We start from the raw sequence: 15,714 nt of genomic DNA, 5'->3' as shown, positions 1-15,714 counted from the left end.
CGGTGGGGGGCAGCCTTCAAGATTTTTTGGACCACACACCCAGGAACTGCGCTCCGGCAGCTGTCACGTGACGAGCAGGTGCTGACAGTGCCGCACGGATTGTCTCCGAGCGCGCTCAGCGCGCCGGTGGCCGCGGCTGGGTCGGCAGGGCACGGAGGTTGTCCGCCCGCTCGACCAGCTGGAGTCGGATCTGTCGATTCTCCATCTGTGCTTGGTGAAGCGCCCGGACAAGGATCTCGTTGGCCGTCTTGAGTTCCTTGATCTGTTTGACGTCCCCGGCATGCTGTTCCCTGAGTTTCACCACTCGGGCGCGGAGCCGTTTTTCGCTGTCGGGAATCTCTCCGCGGGTGCGGACGTGTTCGTAGAACTCGTTCTTCAGGTTCTGGTGTCGTTGGGTCAGGGCGTTGCGGGGAACACTGGCTTCGGTCGCCAGGGCGACGATGGTGAGGCCTCCGTTGGAATGGACGGGCGATCCGCTGAGGATGCGGTCCATAGCCGCGCGGATGCGGTCGCGTTCGTCGATGGCGGGGGTCATGCGGATGCCTCCGGCTGGGTAATGTGGTCGCGGTGGTGCTTCTCGGCGAGGTCTCGGAGCCGTTGGGCGTGGACCTGCAATCGGTGAGCCAGCGGGACGGGGACGAGATCAACGGGCTGCTTCTCCAGGACCTCGGCCTGGGCGATGAGCTGGTCGGCGTGGTGGTCGGTCCGGCTGACGTTCGCGCAGGTGGGCTGGCAACGGTCCAGGGTGGGTGCGTCACGACGGTCGGCGAGCCGGTGACAGAGGGCCTTCTCCCGGTTGTAGACACACATCAGGTAGGCGCGTGGGTTGTCGTGGACGGCCAGGGAGGTGTCCTCCAGAACGGCGCGGGCGGCCCGGAGGGTGAAGATGGTGCCGGCGAAGGCGGGGGCCTGGTTGGCGGCGTGGATCGCGCGCCGTGCGGCGGGGCCGGAGATGCCGACGCCGTCGGCGAGGTCTTCGTGGAGGGTACTGAGGGTGTCCGCGGTGGCGCGGGCGGTCTCGACGTCGAGGAGCTGGTGGATGCCGTCCCGGCTGCGGGAGGCGTATCCGGAACTGATGGAAGTGCGCAGGTGGCCGTACTGAATCGCGAGGGCGACCAGCCCGCCGGGACGGCGGGCGATGTGCCAGGCGAGCGTCCTTCTGAATCGATCCGTTCCGATCGCTCCGTTTCGGTCTGCGGGCACGGCCTCGTGCGGTCGATCGAGGGATTTGGCGAGATCAGAGGCCCAGACGGCGAAGTTCTCGACCCGATCGCGCCAGGAGCCGACGGTCACCGAACCCACGAAAGTGCGCTTGGTGTTGAAGTCGTGGGCGGCGCCGTCGAAGAGCAACGCACCTTCGGGGACGATGCGTTCCAGGACACGGATGGTGCTGACCACCGGGGCGATGGCAACCCAGGGGACATCGCGAAGCTCGCCTTCGGAGCGGTGGTTCCCGTTCTCGTCGATGGCCGTCTTGTAGACGTGTCCGTGAATGAGGTGCCGACCGGATTCGGGGTCCGGGCAGCACCCTGTCGTCAGCCCGAGAACCTCCCCGGGCCGCATTCCTGTCAGATACGACAGGACGATGAAAGCGGCTGTGCCCAGGTGCCGCATCATGGCCGCGGCCTCGGTGAAGTCCAGCGACTGCTTCCACGGCTTCCCCTCGATCAGGCCGGTGACGGGTGTGTCCAGCGGGCATCCGCCGGGGTTGCTCAGCATGTACTGCTCCAGCCCCATCCCTCCGCTTCGGCTACTGACGACACTGTTGGTCTGGCCGTGAGAGGCGCCAATGGTGCCGGCGATGTAGGTGAGGGCGAAGCGCCGACCGCCCGGATGGTCATGGGTGGGGATGGGCTGGCCCCGGTCGACCAGATCGTTGAAGTAGGTCCTGAGCAAGGCCCGTGAAGCGGGTGTCGGCTTCACCTCAGCGACTCGCGCGGTCAGCCGCCGCTTCTCGGCCCAGGCCGCGAGGATGTCGTCGGCGAAGTCCTCGACCACCCGCAGAGCCCAGATGAGCAGGGGCCCCATGGTGGCGGGAGAAAGCGGCTCCGTGCTGTTCTCTCCGCCGGACGACGTCGCCGCAGGAAGGTAGTCGTCGCGGCCTTCACGGTTCCAGGGAGGTTCGGCGATTCCTCGCGGGAGCACGCTGCCTTCGTCGAATGCCCAGAGCCGGGTCAGCGCGGTCAGGCGCTGGCCCACGGTCGAGCGGCTGATGCCCGGCTGGCGGCTCAGGTGCAGTCCGTAGTCGTGGAAGATCTCCTCGGTGCAGGCGTCCAAGCTGGTGATGCCGCGCTTGTCGAGCCAGTGGGCGAAGTTCCGCCAGGCCAGGACAGTCCCATAGGTCGAGGGCCCGCTCTGCCGGGTCCGCCAGGAGGAGACCTTGCCGACCAGGAACGTGTCGGGCAGCGCGCGGTTGACCAGGTGCCAGGCGATGAGCCGGAACTCCTCCCGGGTGGCGTCCGGGAACTTCATCCAGTGGATCGTCTCGCGGGGTGCGCTGGGGTTGCCGATCAGCGGCGCCATCGGCCAGGTGGGGGCGTCGTAGCGGTTGACGGTGCCCTGGTAGCCCGCCACAACCAGCAAGGGCTCGATCGAGGGTCTGTCCGGGCTGGGAACGACCAGGGGCAGTTCGGTGTACGAAGTCGTCACAGGTCGTAATGTCCGTTCAAGAGATGGTCGACGATCTCGCGGTCCTCGGCAGTGGCCTCGGCGAGCCTCGCCTTCCAAAGGGCCGTGCCCAGACGGCCCTTGAGATCTTCCAGCCGGGCGTGGGCATCGGACCAGTCCGCTTCCCAGAGCCCGGGGTCCAAAGCCGTGCGAAGGCTCTCCAGCGCGCGGTGCAGGTAGGCGAGCCGGGCGTGATGGCCGGGGTGGACCCGTGCGTTCGGGCAGGCGGTGCAGAGCAGGAAAGACGCCCCGCAGCTCGACCCCGGCGCGGTGAAGTGGCTGTTCTCGTAGTCCGTGCAGCCCGTCGTCACAGTCTGCTGTTCGCCGGCCTCGGGGGTGTCGGTGAGCTGGGCCCGGAACACCGTCCGGCGGGCAGCCTCCAGTGCCGCAGTCACGCCGTCCGCGATCACCGGGACGGCCACGTCCTGGGCCTGCGGCTCGTTCATGACATAGACGCGGTCGTGGGTGTCCTGAGTGTTCTGCCCCGGCTCGCGCCGGTGCAGAACGTTGACGGTCTTGCGCGTGCGCCGCAGCGGCGACCCCGAAAGTCCCACCTCGATGGCCCAGTGGGTGCCGGCGGACCTCGCCAGACCGAAGGCGAACGGCCCCAGCCTGGGCGTTTCCGGGTCGACGCGTCCGTTGCTGGTGTATCTCTCGTGCCAGACCAGCAGGCGGTCCGGGCCGGATCCGGCGGCGGTGACGAACGCGCGGGCGTGAGCGGTGGCCTCCAGCGCCTCGGTGATCAGGCGGCCCGGGGAGTCGGCTCCGAAGTCGGTGAGATTGCGTGTCTCGAAGTGCCGGCCGCCGCCGCGGCGCCGTTTCTCCAACTCCAACCGATAGACCGGAAACCCGCCGCCCTCCCCGGAGTCCGGGGTCGCCCGGGGCACCGGCAGTTCGGCCACAGTGGTGGCGTTCAGCCCCTGCTCGGTCACCAGCAGCACCGCCAGCGAGGTGACTTCCATCCGGCTCAAGTAGAGCCGCTGCCACGTGAATTCCGGCTTTGCGCCGCCCAGCGCCACCCGGTAGCGGTTGACCACCACCATTCTGCCGCTGGCCTGCGCGTAGCGGGGAACGTGCCCGGTCCGGGCGAGGCTGTCCAGTGCCTCACCGACCAGCCAGTCCCGACTGCCGGGCTCGAAGGCCCCGGCCCGCCAGGACTCCAGATGCGCGGTGTTCTCCCGGATCCGCAGCAGCGCGGCCCGGAACATCCGCCTGGCCGTGACACGGATTTCGGTGAACTCCTGCGGCTGGTAAGCCTTCTCCTGGGCCTTCCACTTCTGCATTCGTTTGGCCATCGCGTCGCGGACAGGCTGTGAGAGCCGTTCGTTGCGCAGCAGGAAGTTCGCCAGCATCTTGACCTGCCGGTATCCGGTGTTTGTAGTCGGCCTGCTGAGTCGCCAGGACGACCACAAGGCCGCGGTGATCTCGTCGATGTCACCCGGCGGGTTCTCCTGCTCGGACAGGAACTTCACGAAGGCCCTCACCAGGACCCAGATGTTGAATCCAGTGTCGGCGGAATCCCAGCCGCCGCCGGGGGCGCATCGCGCGGCGAAGGTGGCGGCCAAAGACCGCTGCAATGCCGGGGCCACCGGCAGGGTCCCGAAGTCGTAGTTCCGGACGACGCCCCGTTTGTCGCGGTGGCAGACCCGCAGGCCGTCCTCGGCCAGGACGACGGGCCGGTGGTGGGGTCCGGTCGGCAAGGACGCCTTGCGTCCGCGCCGACTCACGCTCGCACCACCAGCTTCTCGTCCAGATCCTGGATGCCTTCGCTCTCCTGGGCGAGGCGGGACAGCAGCGAGCTCACCCGGTGCTGCGTGACCGCGACGCTCTCCTCTTCGTCCAGCGGGTTCGGATCAGCCAGCAGGGACCGAAGTTGCAGGTCAGACACGGGCGCGAGGTAAATCGCCCGGGTGGTCTCAAGCTCCGAGTGGCCCAATAGGTCCTGCACCATCCTCCATGGATCTCCGTAGAGGAGACGGAAATCCCGGCGTTCCTCCGGCGTCAGCCCCATCCGCAGGTCGACGACGTGGTGAAGCACGACAAGCATGTAGAGAGCCATGGAATGTCTGCACATATGGGGCGTGCAGAACGGCGGCTCCGCCACCACCCCGGCCAGGACCTCTTGACACCGCTGCGACGCGGTCCGGAAGACGTTCTCCCAGGACGCCGGCTGAAACGGCAGCCCCGACTCGTTCAACCACAGCCACAACGGCTCCGGCCCTGCCGGACCCTCGGTGAACAGCGTCATCCGTTCCACGACCGTGGCGTCGTTCAGCGCGGTCTCGCCGATGACGCCGTCCTGGTCGACCCAGTGCAGCACCCGCTTGCGCAGCCCGGTTATCCGGGTCACGAGCTTCCGCTCGGGCAGGCTGTCGTACCGGCCCTTGGCCTGCGCGCGCCGCACCGCCGCCGCCCGCGTCGACTCCTCATAGCCCTCGACCAGGCCCACTACCGGCGCCGCGGCGTAGTACGTCCTGGCCTTCTTCGACTTCGTGACCTCCCTCGCCAACCGGCCCGAGTAGTAGCGGCGGGCCTGCAAGGCCGAGCGCGGCATCTCGATCGTCAGCAGCGAGCCGCCCTCGGTCAGCCGCATCCCGGAGGTGAACAGCAGCTCGGCGAAGGCCACGTTGCGGTCCTCCATCCGCCCCGCCCAGCCCGGCGCGGGCAGACCCTCGGCGGTGTAGCCCCGCAAGCCCGCCTCCGTCCAGAGCCGGAAAGCCCGCGGGGTCAGCCAGTGCACGTTGCTGGACCGGGAGTTTTTCGAGCGGGCCTCCGGCACCTCGATCCGCTGCCCATGGCGGTCGACCACTGTGCGCATCACGATCGGATTGACCGCCATCAACTCCTTGCGGGCCGCCCACGCGTACAGCCGTGTGAAGGCCGCGAGTCCGCGGTCCCACCGCGATCCTCCGATCTTCCGGGGATTGCGCGGTGACCGTGTCCGCCAGTCCTCGAAGTCCCACAGATCATCTGCGGTCGCTTCGTTCCAGATCTTCCCGCGTGCCCACAGGAAATCGAAGAGAAGGCAGTAGTCGTCCGTGTAGTTCCGCTTGGTCTCCGGCGCCAGCCGTACGAATGACGAACGGCACAGGTACAGGCTCAGCCATTCATCAATCCGGTAGTCCGGCGACAGCAGGATGGGATCTCCAACGTGGATCCCGACCCGCTCCTCCCGCTCAGACAAGTCCCCGTATCCCGTCAGTACCGGCACTCGATCCGGTACCGCGACCGGATGTCTCGGCACCCAGTAAACCTGCCAACTCGCCACTGACCATCCCCTGTTCGATCCGCTTCAACACGCCGATCAAACAGGGAAGTCGGTGATGTCCCACGAGCGCCGGGTCATGACCGCTCCTCGGTGCGGCGGCGCAGGTCGGCTAGCTGGGCGCGCGGCACCTCTTGGATAAGGCGGCGCGAGAGGCCGATGAGCCGTCGGCGCAGGGCGGTGTTGCTGGTGGCAGGAGCTTGAGCGAGAGCGTTGTAGGTGCGGGTCCAGTCGCGCTGGGTCTGCACGATGTCGGGGGTGTGTTCTGTCTGCACCATGCCCCCAGTAGAGCATGTGTTCGATTTCGAGTGCGAGTCGCGGGTTCCTGCGGGTGGCGACCAAATGTGACTGAGCGCCCCACTTCGCTCAGTCACACCAAGATGTCTGTGACACCGAACCTTGACGGACGGTGCTACGGCCTTGACCCACCGTCTGCCCTCGGGGCTTGACAGACGGCACACCACCGCTGTGACCTGCCGATCTCTGATCTGCCTCACACCATGCTTCTGTCTCAGGAGCGTGGCCATTTCCTATGGCGGTTCTGACCTGGGAGCAATGGCGGGCGCCGGGTGCGTCTTGAGGGAATCGTGGGGCGTGCCGTCGTGGTGGCCGTGGTGACGGAACGCTTCGGCCACATCGAGTGAGGGAACGAAGCCCCGGCGGACCGTGCCGCACCACCGCCATGCAGTGCCCCATCCGGCCGCACCGCTACATCCCGACCGCACTTTGGTCAGTCGACTCGCGGCCCAGCTGCCGGCGGCGATCCTCACGGAGCTCCTGGGCATCAGCCCCGAGATCGCCACAGCCTGGCCAGCCTGATGATGGCTATGCACTCGTCTCTAGGCTCTACCGGGAGATCTGGGCAAACGACAGCGCCGTTACCGAGGGTAAATTGCAGAGCGCCGAACAGCACCTTCTGAGGGTGCTGAAGCACGGCGAGGGACTCGGGCGGCTGATGACAGACGGCGAACTGCTCGCTGTCCTCCAGCACCACGGAATCCCCACCCGGCTCATTGACGTGTCCGCCGGACCCTTCGAAGCCCTCTTCTCTGCCGTCGACCGTGCAGAGGACACCGACGGCCGCCTTTTCATCATCGAACTTCCCGCCGTGAAGAACGGCCGGCCCGACATCATCGACCTCACCGCCCAGGACGCACTGGAGTGGGAGGGCATCGCGCTCGGCCCCCACTACGCGAAGTCAACCTGGACGAACCGTGTTGCGGTGATCCACCCAATAACGTAGACCCCCGCAAGCGCGCCCAGCGGGGCCGCTTCCTCGTCGGCGGCCTGACCGCCAGCTATCCCGACCGGACCATGACGTTCAAGGGGAAGCGACTCACCGCGCAACAATTGGACGCCACTTCCAATCTCAGCATCTTCTTCCCGAAGAATGCATCCTCTGGTGCCAAGTGGCCGGCCAAGGCTTGGACTGTGCGAATCAAGAAGCAATGGAAACGCGGGCTGCGTGACCGCCTGAAGGCTCTGGACAAGCCGATCACCATGGACAGCATGTACCCGCCGATTGGTGAAGTGCGCAGATTGGCGCTACGGGAGATCGGCAGATTAGCCCGGACGTATTCGGTCCCGTCACGCTGAACGCTACCGGGCGCGGCGGACGGGACAGTTCCGACCAGCGAGTCTCACGAAGACGGCACAAGTGCCACCGATGTGCCATCGAGGCTGAGATTGGGCCGCGAATTTTGAGACCCTACAACTGTTGTAGGGTCTCACCGCTCGTGTCACAGGCCGAGGTCGCTGACCAGCACTTCTTCCGCTGTCTTAGATGGGTGACACAGCGGTTCAGTCTCAGGAACGTGGCCTTTTCCCAGCTCGGTAGTGGGGCCTACGTTGGCTGCTGGGTCCTGTGGAAACAGGCCCTTCCCCAGCCTCACGCAGAGTTCTCACAGGTGGTCAACTGTGAGAATCAGGTGGTAGCGGATTCTCCCTGAACCAGCGGCGGACTTCTTCTATCTCCTCTTCCCGCCTGAGTGCCTCAAGCAGCTTCGTCTGCAGGTTCAGCACAGGATGGAGCGGTGGGAGCGCAGACGGCATCGTGGCTATGTGACTGTGGTATAGCTCCACAGCTTCCTCCGTTGCGCCGAGAGCCCCGGAAGGATCACCCTCCACGGCCAGAAGCGGCGCAAGGAATTGCAGCAAGCGGGCGAGGTCGGGTCCGTACGCGGCTGGGTTGTCGGCCGCGAGCTGGCGGTAGATTTCCGTCGCCTCTTTGGCAACCGTAAGGGCTTCGCCCCTGTGCCCCGCCCTCGACAGTCGGTTGCCGAGGTTGGACAGTGAGGCGGCGAGGTCGGGTTTGTGCGCGGCTGGGTTGGTGGCTGCGAGTTGGCGGTAGATCTTCACTGCTTCTTCGGTGGCGGCGCGGGCTTCGGTCCTGTGCCCGGCCTCCGTCAGATCTGCGCCAAGGTTGGACAGGGAGCGGGCGAGTTCGGGTTCGTACGCGGCTGGGTTGGCGGCTGCGAGTTGGCGGTAGATCTTCACTGCCTCTTCGGTGGCGGTGAGGGCTTCGTCTCTGCGTCCTGCCTCCGACAGTCGGTTGCCGAGGTTGGACAGGGAGCGGGCGAGTTCGGGTTCGTGCGCGGCTGGGTTGTCGGCCGTGAGCCGACGCCGGATCTCCACCGCCTCTTCGACGACCGTGAGGGCTTCGCTCCTGCGACCCGCCTGCGACAGATCGACGCTGAGGTTGGACAGTGAGGAGGCGAGTTCGGGTTCGTACGCGGCTGGGCTGCTGTCCGCGAGCCGACGATAGATCTTCACTGCCTCTTCGGTGGCGGTGAGGGCTTCGTCTCTGCATCCCGCTTCCGACAGTCGGTTGCCGAGGTTGGACAGTGAGCGGGCGAGTTCGGGTTGGCGCGCGGCTGGGTTGGCGGCCGCGAGTTCCTGGTTGGTGTGGGCGAGGGTGGTGGTGAGGCGAATGGCGAGGGGGCAGATGACACGGGAGGGGTAGGGGAGTGCGGCTGCTGTGGTCTGGATGGCTTGGTAGGCGAGGGGGGCGGTGTCGAGGGCCGTGTCCATGGTGCTGAGGACTTGTTCGCTGTCGTTAGTGCGGCCGGCGTTGTAGTGGGCGATGGCGGCGCGGGCCAGGATGGTGATGAGCTGGGCCTGTTGTCCGGGTGCCGCTGTGGCGAGAAGGGCGGGCAGCAAGATGCTGCCGTGGGTGAGAGTGCGGGAGGCGTGGTATTCGGCGATGCGGTCGGGTTGGAGGGAGCCCCAGTAACGGTCGGGTTCGGCCGGGTACAGCCTGGCCAGCCAGGCCGCGGTGCGTACGGCCTTGTCGGCGGGTAGGTCGGGGATGGTGCTGATGACGTGGGCGGCCTCGTCTTTGCTGGCAGCTCCGGTCAGGGCCGCGGCGGCGACGGCTGCGGCCAGGGTGGTGGTGGGCAAGTTCAGTTTGAAGGCGGGGGCTCTGGCGCTGTCCTCCCAGAAGCGTCCTTCATGCTGTAAGAGGATCTCTTCGGCCGGGGTGCCGGGGGGTATGTCGGTGGGTTTGGGGCCGTGCTGCAGCAGGGTGACCAGGGCGGTCAGTTGCAGGGTGAGGGCGTTGTCGTAGCGGGAATCGCTCAGGTCGTCGGGGGGATGGAGGGCGGCGGCCAGGGCAGTCCAGTCGTGCGCGGGCACGGTGGAGATCCGGGGCAGCAGGCAGGCGAGGCCGTGGGCGGCGCTGGCGAATGCGATACGGCGGTCCTGGGTGGGCCGGCTGCGAGGGATGAGCGGCGCGAGTGCGGTGACTGGGGCGGCGGCGAGCAGGCTGCGCACGGCGGAGGCGGCGTTGAGCGGGTCGGTGCGCCATTCCCCATCGGAGCGGGCGAGCAGCAGCAGCCGCACCCGGTGGCGGGAGTAATGCAGGTGGCTGATGAGGCGGCGTAGCAGGCGGGGGCGAGTCTCGGCGTAGTCGACGACGACGAGCAAGGGCAGGGCGGTGGTCAGGGGGGTGAAGTCAGGTGGGGTGTCGTAGTCGGTGAGGTCGGGGCGCAGGTGTCCGGCTACCCAGCCGTGGTGGCTGAGGAGGTTGGTGAGGTGGCGGGCCAGGCGGGTCTTGCCCTGCCCACCGGGCCCGGTAAGCACCCGCACCGCGAGCGTGGGCGGACCCTCTTGGCACCAGGTGCGCAGGTCGGTGAGTTCGCTGTCGCGGCCGTGGAATGCGACGGCTTCGGCATCAGCGCGCAGCAGCGCAGCCGGTGAGTTCAGGTCGCGTCCGGCTGCCGCCGGTGTGAGGAGCCCAGCGGCTTCCACCGGTTCCAGGACGGGTTCCCAGCCGGTGTGCTGGGCGACGGCGGCACGGAAAGTGTCGTCGGCGAGGAGGCGGGCTGCGGTGGTGGCGGTCAGGCGGGTGCCGCTGTCGGCTTGGCGGTCGCGGCCCACGACGCCGCACAGCATGTCCCCGCCAGGGACGTCGTCGCCTAGGAGGGCGGCTCCCGAGATTCCCGACCAGCGGCTGCCCTCCGAGCCAGGGGGAGGAGCGGCAGGTAAGGTGGGGTCGCTGCTGGAAATCTCGTAGCGGCCGGCCAAGGAGCCGCTGCCCGGGACGATGTGGCCGGTGAGCTGTTCGTCCAGGCGCCGGCCGTCGTCGGGGTCTTTCTGCATGCGAGGGAAGCCGGTCAGGGTAATCGGGTGCGGGCGGGCACCGATGATGAGTCCGAAGCGCTGCGGCGGACGGGTGAGTAGATCGCTCAGGGACTCCGGTGTCTGCCAGCCGTGCCCGCCGGAGATCTCGATCAGCGCTGCATCCACCGTCTCGTCTGCGGGGTGCCAGTACACGATGGCGGGAAACTCCTGTCCGCCAGCGTCAGGCTGGGACACGGTCAGCGGGTTGCCGCCCGCATCGTTCATCCCGTCCAGGACGTGGGCGGCCGTCAGCACCAGCCGCGGCGCGATCAGGTAGCCCGACCCGAAGCTCCGCTTGCCCGTGCCCGGTTTGCGTACCCGGATCTGCACCCGGCGGTCGAACTCCACGGCATCCCCCGTTCCCTGCTCCCCAACCTGCGCAGGCCCGGCCCGGCTATTCCTCGTCGCTGACGTCGATGTCGCCGCCGCCGGGCAGGTGAGGCTGCAGCGTCACGGTCACCGTGTGGGTGGCCTTCCTGCCGCTCTCCTTCCTGCCACCCAGGCTGATCACGCTCCACCGCAGCCCGCCGTTAACACCCTTGGTACCGGTCAACTCCAGGCCGAGTTCCAGCGAGATCTCTCCCAGCGTGAACAGCACCCCCCGGTGGCCACCGCCCGCAGGGGCGGCGATGCGCTCCTGTGCTTCGGCGATCTGGTCCCGCAGCAGTGCGATCGCGTCCGCGAGGTCCATCCACTCCTGATCTGAACCGCTTGTGTTGCCCACTACGATCCCCCTCCTGTTTGCCCAAGCCCTGTTGTACCTACTGCGAGAGGGCGCACCTGGCTACTCCTCCCGGCGTAAACGCATCAACGACTCGGGCCCGGCGAGCTCCGGTTCCAGGCCCGAGCTGATGTTCCTGCACATCGTCCTCCGTCTGAATGGACGGCGTCATGAGGCAGCCAGCCGGTTCATCCCGAAAGAGCGGAACCCAACCACGCTACCGTCGGTACGCGTCCACAGACCTGGTGCATTCTGCGTATGTGACGGCTGCGAAGGCTGGATTCTCATGGGGGCGCCTGGACGCTCCGAACCGCTTTCGCCGCCGGGACGAATCAGGTGCCTCGCTATATCACGAAGATGACTGCCGCTTGAGCGGCGGGTCTCGACAGCCATCGCCCGAAACGGTGTACGGACGGATCGAAGTCAGCAAACAGAAGCCCCGCCAACTCCAGCCGCGACTCATAGATCACGTGGTCACGCATCGTCGCCGACCAGTAGGCCCCGGAGTGGGGCTTCTGCCCGCGATACCAACGGAATGTGCGCCACGGAGTCGCCGATCCCAACAGGTCGATAGGCACAGTCATCCACGACAGACCCTCGACACACTTGCTGTCGCGCGAGCGAGCACTGACCACTGCGGTAGGACCATCCATGGTGTACCCCCCGCCGGGTGAGGCCCTATACACCCACGATGCCCACCCTCCGCGAGGAGGGCAGGCAGAAACTGTCCCTGCCACCCGAATGAGTGAGTGTGCTGAGCTGCAATTCTCAGCACAACGCCATATATGGCCCTGACGTGCAGTCAACTCTGAGAATATGGCGCCATTTTCGAGAACCTACACATGTGTGGGATCTCAGAACGCTCGTCACATGCCGATGCTGTGGCCTGCCACTCTCTGTTCCTTCTCACGCCGATGGCCGTGGTTCCGTCTCAGGAGGGTGGCCATTTCCTGTGCTGGCTGACGATCATCCATGTCGGGCACAACAGACTGGTGGCCTCGACCAACTCTCTGGGTTGCTCCCGCGGCTGACCCACCCTCTCCCGGGCTCACGCCGAGCCCACAAGGGTTCCGCTCTCGATCCGAGGGCAGTGCCGGGCCTTGCGCGGAGAGGTCCTGCTACAGCCTGCTCTCGTTATGCGCAACTGCCCAGGCCCACAGTGCTCTGCCTTCGGCGTGGCGGTCGCCGAGGTCGCGGAAGATGGCGGTGGCGCGGGTGTAGGCGTCGATTGATTCTTCGAACTGTCGCATCTCCCGCAGAGCAAGGCCGAGGTTGTTCAGCGCCATGCCCTCGTCGTGGCGGTCGCCGAGGTCGCGGTGGATGGCGGTGGCGCGGGTGTGGGTGTCGATGGATTCTTCGAACCGCCGCACCTCGCGCAGAGCAAGGCCGAGGCTGCCCAACGCCAAGCCTTCGTCGTGGCGGTCGCCGAGGTCGCGGTGGATGGCGGTGGCGCGGGTGTAGGCGTCGATTGCCTCCTCGAGCCGCCGCATCTCCCGCAGAGCGTGGCCGACGTTGTTCAACGCTCCGCCTTCGCCGTGGCGGTCGCCGAGGTCGCGGAAGATGGCGGCAGCCCGGGTGTGGGCGTCGATTGCCTCCTCGAACCGCCGCACCCCCATCAGGGCGCTGCCAAGATTGTTCAACACCATGCCCTCGCGGAGGAGGTCGCCAAGGCCACGGCAGGTGGCCAGGGCGGTGGTGGTGACGGAGATCCAGTCGTCGAAGAAGCGGCGGTAGCTGAGGAATCGACCGAGGGCGAAGACGAGGCCGGTGCTGGTACGGGTGTGGCCGTGCGGTGGGGGCGCGGTGGCGGTGGCGATGAGGTTGGGGCGCTCGTCATCCAGCCAAGCCAGGGCATGCCGGCGGTCGGGGAACTGGGGTGAGGTGGTTCCGGGCAGTGTTTGCAGGTGGGTGGCGGCCGCCTCGGTGGTGCTCTGGTAGTGGTCGAGCAGGCGGGTGTACGCGGTGTCGCGTTGGTCGGTGTCGGCGTGAGTGCGTCCCTGCTGGTCGGCGTAGAGGCGGATCAGGTCGTGGAGTCGCCAGCGGCCCCAGGTCCGTCCGGGTTCGATCAGGTGGGCGCGGGCCAGGTCCTGCAGGAGATCCTCGGTTCCGTCTGGGTCGGTGTCGGCCAGGCGGGCAGCGGATTCGGTGGATACGTCGGGGCCGGCGTTGAGTGGCAGCAGGCGGAAGAGGCGGCTGTGGTCGGGGCTGAGGCGCTGGTAGGACAGATCGAAGGCGGACTGCACGGCGCGGTCTTCGCGGCGGAGGTGGCTCAGCCGGGTGTGCGCCGCGTCCAGTTTCTGGGCGAGGGAGGCCAGGGGGCGGGTGGGGGTGTCGGCGAGCAGGCGGCGGCGATTCGCAGGGCCAGGGGCAGGCCCGCGCACAGCCGGGCGATCGTGGTGGCGTCCTCGGGTGCGTCCTGGACGCGGGTGTCAGTGGTGCCGCGGGCCTGCAGGAGGACCTGGTGGAGGAGTTCCACCGAGGCGTGCGGGTCCAGGGTGTTCATGTCGTGGAGGCGGGCGTCGATGTCGAGGGTGTGGCGGGAGGTGAGCAGGGTTGCGGTGGTGCCGTCGGTAGGCAGCAGCGGGCGGGCCTGCTCGGCGGTGGAGGCGTTGTCGATGACAACCAGGATGCGCTGGCCCTGTTCGGCGAAGGCGGCGAGCACGCTGCGGTACAACCGGGAGCGGTCCTGCAGGCCGGCGGGGATGTGCTCGCGGGGCATGCCCAGAGCGCGCAGCAGGCCGTCCAGGGCGCGCTCGGGAGACAGGTGGCGTTCGGGGTCGTAGCCGAACATGTCGACGAACAGCACTCCGCCGGGGAACCAGCCCGGCTTCTTCAGCGCCCGGACGGCGCTTTGTACGACGAGTTCGGTCTTGCCGACCCCGGCCAGGCCCGCCACCGCCGCGACCAGCACGGCGCGTTGCTACGGGTCGCTGGGGGCCAGAGTCTGCAGCAGGTAGTCCATCGGCTGCTCGGGGCCGGTGAAGGTGGGAGACGCCGGGGGCAGCCCGGACAGGGCCGGGGTGATCTGCGGGGGCAAGTGCACGGTGATGTCCCGGCCCTGGATCACCGCGTGGAAGAACACACCGCCGCTGATCGTGTTTGACCCGGGTCCGCCCGTACCGCTCCTGTCCAGCGCCCCCTGACCGGTCATCTCCGTCAGCCTCCCGGCCGCGTGCCGGAGCCGGGCTCCGCCGGTGGAGAAGATGGAGGCTGGGGTTGAGTGGTGAAACTGGTGTTGGAGAAGTCCCTGCCCTGTAGAGCCGGACCGTGGAAATTGCCGCCACTGATCGTGTTCGCCACATCCCCGTCACCGGCCTGGCGCACCACCGAATCCGCGCTCGCCCCCGGCGCTGCCGGACTCTGTGGGCCGGGGTGCTGCAGCGCGTACACCGACACGGCCAGTGCGGCCAGGCCCACGATCGTGCCCGCGATGCCCGCTACCTGACCCGCGGTGTCCAGGTCCGCCGCCACCACCAGCACGATCAACCCGGCAGCCAGGAGCCCGCCGACCACCAACCCGGCCCAGGCCCATACCCGCTGTCGCCTCATACCAGCAAGCATCCTCCCCACCCCGCGACTGAGACCCGCCCAGGACACAACCAACCGCCAGCGAACGGGCCCCTCTTGGGTCCGTGGTGCTACGGGTGGGCCAGGACCCAGAGAGTTCCGGTCCCAGGCCGGTAGAGAAGCAGGTGGTCCTGCTTGGCCGAACCGTCATAGTCGAAGGTGATGGCACTGTCTGCCGCGTCACGCAGGTCGTAGCCGCCGATCCCGTTGCCGGGAGATCCCTGCGCATACACCGGGACGAACTTCCCGCTCTGGTTCCGCAGGATCCACATTGTGCCGGTGCCGGGGCGGTACAGCGCCAGGTGGTCCTGCCTGCCGGAGCCGTTGTAGTCGAACGCGAAGGCGCGGTCTGCCGCGTCACGCAGGTCGTAGCCGCCGATGCCGTTGCCGGGAGAACCCTCGCTGTACACGGGGCTGAAGTGCCCGCCCTGGTTCTTCAGGATCCACATCGTGCCGGTGCCGGGGCGGTACAGCGCCAAGTGGTCCTGCCTGCCGGAGGAGTCGTAGTCGAACGCGAAAGCCTGGTCTGCTGGCTCGAGCAGGTCGTAGCCGCCGATGCCCTTTCCGGGTGCGCCTTCGCTGTAGTGCCCGGCTCTCCTGGTCCAATCTGGATGAACAGGTCAGAGCAGAGGTGAAGTCTGTCCTCCGGGCGGCCCTGCCGACGGAACCAGAAGATGTTCACACGACTATCGCTCAGTACCTCGATGAGGCGAGCGAATGGGTGGCGCTGCTCCATGAGATTGAGGCGGAGCTACCGAGGTCGAGCGCGACCCGTTGAACCAGGGTCTTTGCGTGAAGTGATTTTGTCCGGTTTCATCCGGTGAGGCCGAGGAGGGTTAGGGGCCGACGGTAGTCGCGGGCCGCTCGCCTGAGG

Annotated in this window: 14 protein-coding genes; 2 read left to right on the top strand and 12 right to left on the bottom strand. The window is 67.4% G+C overall.

What is annotated here, in order from left to right; translation table 11 throughout:
- Positions 1–115: 115 nt before the first annotated feature.
- The 5 genes from AB0N81_RS36965 to AB0N81_RS36945 form a co-directional block, all read right to left on the bottom strand.
- Positions 116–535, bottom strand: coding sequence for a hypothetical protein (locus AB0N81_RS36965; RefSeq protein ID WP_365366391.1), 420 nt, complete (start codon positions 533–535; stop codon positions 116–118).
- Entirely contained in the window at positions 532–2,649 is a 2,118-nt protein-coding gene (locus tag AB0N81_RS36960; RefSeq protein ID WP_365366389.1) for an integrase, read from the bottom strand. The genes AB0N81_RS36965 and AB0N81_RS36960 overlap by 4 nt, the downstream gene beginning before the upstream one ends.
- Positions 2,646–4,232 (bottom strand): hypothetical protein, encoded by a 1,587-nt coding sequence (locus AB0N81_RS36955; protein ID WP_365366387.1) that lies wholly within the window; start codon positions 4,230–4,232, stop codon positions 2,646–2,648. The genes AB0N81_RS36960 and AB0N81_RS36955 overlap by 4 nt, the downstream gene beginning before the upstream one ends.
- Positions 4,233–4,390: 158 nt before the next feature.
- Entirely contained in the window at positions 4,391–5,851 is a 1,461-nt protein-coding gene (locus AB0N81_RS36950) for an integrase (RefSeq protein WP_365366385.1), read from the bottom strand.
- 158 nt (positions 5,852–6,009) lie between these two features.
- Complete coding sequence (locus AB0N81_RS36945; RefSeq protein ID WP_365366383.1) at positions 6,010–6,210, bottom strand: hypothetical protein; 201 nt, start codon at positions 6,208–6,210, stop codon at positions 6,010–6,012.
- 404 nt (positions 6,211–6,614) lie between these two features.
- Here AB0N81_RS36945 and AB0N81_RS36940 point away from each other — a divergent pair, with 404 nt between their 5' ends.
- Positions 6,615–7,175 carry an FRG domain-containing protein gene (locus tag AB0N81_RS36940; protein ID WP_365366381.1) on the top strand — a complete coding sequence of 187 codons (561 nt, stop codon included), beginning with the start codon at positions 6,615–6,617 and terminating at the stop codon, positions 7,173–7,175.
- 71 nt (positions 7,176–7,246) lie between these two features.
- Positions 7,247–7,528 carry a hypothetical protein gene (locus AB0N81_RS36935; protein ID WP_365366379.1) on the top strand — a complete coding sequence of 94 codons (282 nt, stop codon included), beginning with the start codon at positions 7,247–7,249 and terminating at the stop codon, positions 7,526–7,528.
- Positions 7,529–7,843: 315 nt separating this feature from the next.
- On the opposite strand, the gene AB0N81_RS36930 is transcribed toward AB0N81_RS36935, so the two are convergent.
- The 7 genes from AB0N81_RS36930 to AB0N81_RS36900 all read right to left on the bottom strand — a co-directional run bounded on the left by AB0N81_RS36930 (position 7,844) and on the right by AB0N81_RS36900 (position 15,319).
- A complete protein-coding gene (locus AB0N81_RS36930; RefSeq protein ID WP_365366377.1) occupies positions 7,844–10,900 on the bottom strand; it encodes a tetratricopeptide repeat protein in 3,057 nt (1,018 codons plus the stop codon).
- A gap of 46 nt (positions 10,901–10,946) precedes the next feature.
- The gene (locus AB0N81_RS36925) at positions 10,947–11,243 is read right to left on the bottom strand and encodes a trypco2 family protein (protein WP_101387064.1); all 297 of its coding nucleotides are present in this window, start codon (positions 11,241–11,243) and stop codon (positions 10,947–10,949) included.
- A 1,148-nt stretch (positions 11,244–12,391) separates the two neighbouring features.
- Positions 12,392–13,516, bottom strand: coding sequence for a tetratricopeptide repeat protein (locus AB0N81_RS36920; RefSeq protein ID WP_365366374.1), 1,125 nt, complete (start codon positions 13,514–13,516; stop codon positions 12,392–12,394).
- A gap of 26 nt (positions 13,517–13,542) precedes the next feature.
- Positions 13,543–14,184: an NB-ARC domain-containing protein gene (locus tag AB0N81_RS36915; protein WP_365366372.1), complete on the bottom strand. Its 642-nt coding sequence runs from the start codon at positions 14,182–14,184 to the stop codon at positions 13,543–13,545.
- 9 nt (positions 14,185–14,193) lie between these two features.
- Entirely contained in the window at positions 14,194–14,424 is a 231-nt protein-coding gene (locus tag AB0N81_RS36910) for a hypothetical protein (RefSeq protein ID WP_365366370.1), read from the bottom strand.
- A 5-nt stretch (positions 14,425–14,429) separates the two neighbouring features.
- Positions 14,430–14,822: a hypothetical protein gene (locus AB0N81_RS36905; protein ID WP_365366368.1), complete on the bottom strand. Its 393-nt coding sequence runs from the start codon at positions 14,820–14,822 to the stop codon at positions 14,430–14,432.
- 89 nt (positions 14,823–14,911) lie between these two features.
- Entirely contained in the window at positions 14,912–15,319 is a 408-nt protein-coding gene (locus AB0N81_RS36900) for a hypothetical protein (protein WP_365366366.1), read from the bottom strand.
- Between the last annotated feature and the right edge of the window lie 395 nt (positions 15,320–15,714).

Source organism: Streptomyces sp. NPDC093510 (genome assembly GCF_040683555.1).
Classification (GTDB): domain Bacteria; phylum Actinomycetota; class Actinomycetes; order Streptomycetales; family Streptomycetaceae; genus Streptomyces.
This window is presented reverse-complemented; position numbering and strand designations above follow the sequence as displayed.

Excerpts from the sequence above, each read along its gene's own strand:
- AB0N81_RS36965 (WP_365366391.1), bottom strand. The coding sequence starts at position 535 with ATGACCCCCGCCATCGACGAACGCGACCGCATCCGCGCGGCTATGGAC.
- AB0N81_RS36945 (WP_365366383.1), bottom strand. The coding sequence starts at position 6,210 with ATGGTGCAGACAGAACACACCCCCGACATCGTGCAGACCCAGCGCGAC.
- AB0N81_RS36940 (WP_365366381.1), top strand. The coding sequence starts at position 6,615 with ATGCAGTGCCCCATCCGGCCGCACCGCTACATCCCGACCGCACTTTGG.
- AB0N81_RS36935 (WP_365366379.1), top strand. The coding sequence starts at position 7,247 with ATGACGTTCAAGGGGAAGCGACTCACCGCGCAACAATTGGACGCCACT.
- AB0N81_RS36925 (WP_101387064.1), bottom strand. The coding sequence starts at position 11,243 with ATGGACCTCGCGGACGCGATCGCACTGCTGCGGGACCAGATCGCCGAA.
- AB0N81_RS36910 (WP_365366370.1), bottom strand. The coding sequence starts at position 14,424 with ATGACCGGTCAGGGGGCGCTGGACAGGAGCGGTACGGGCGGACCCGGG.
- AB0N81_RS36905 (WP_365366368.1), bottom strand. The coding sequence starts at position 14,822 with ATGAGGCGACAGCGGGTATGGGCCTGGGCCGGGTTGGTGGTCGGCGGG.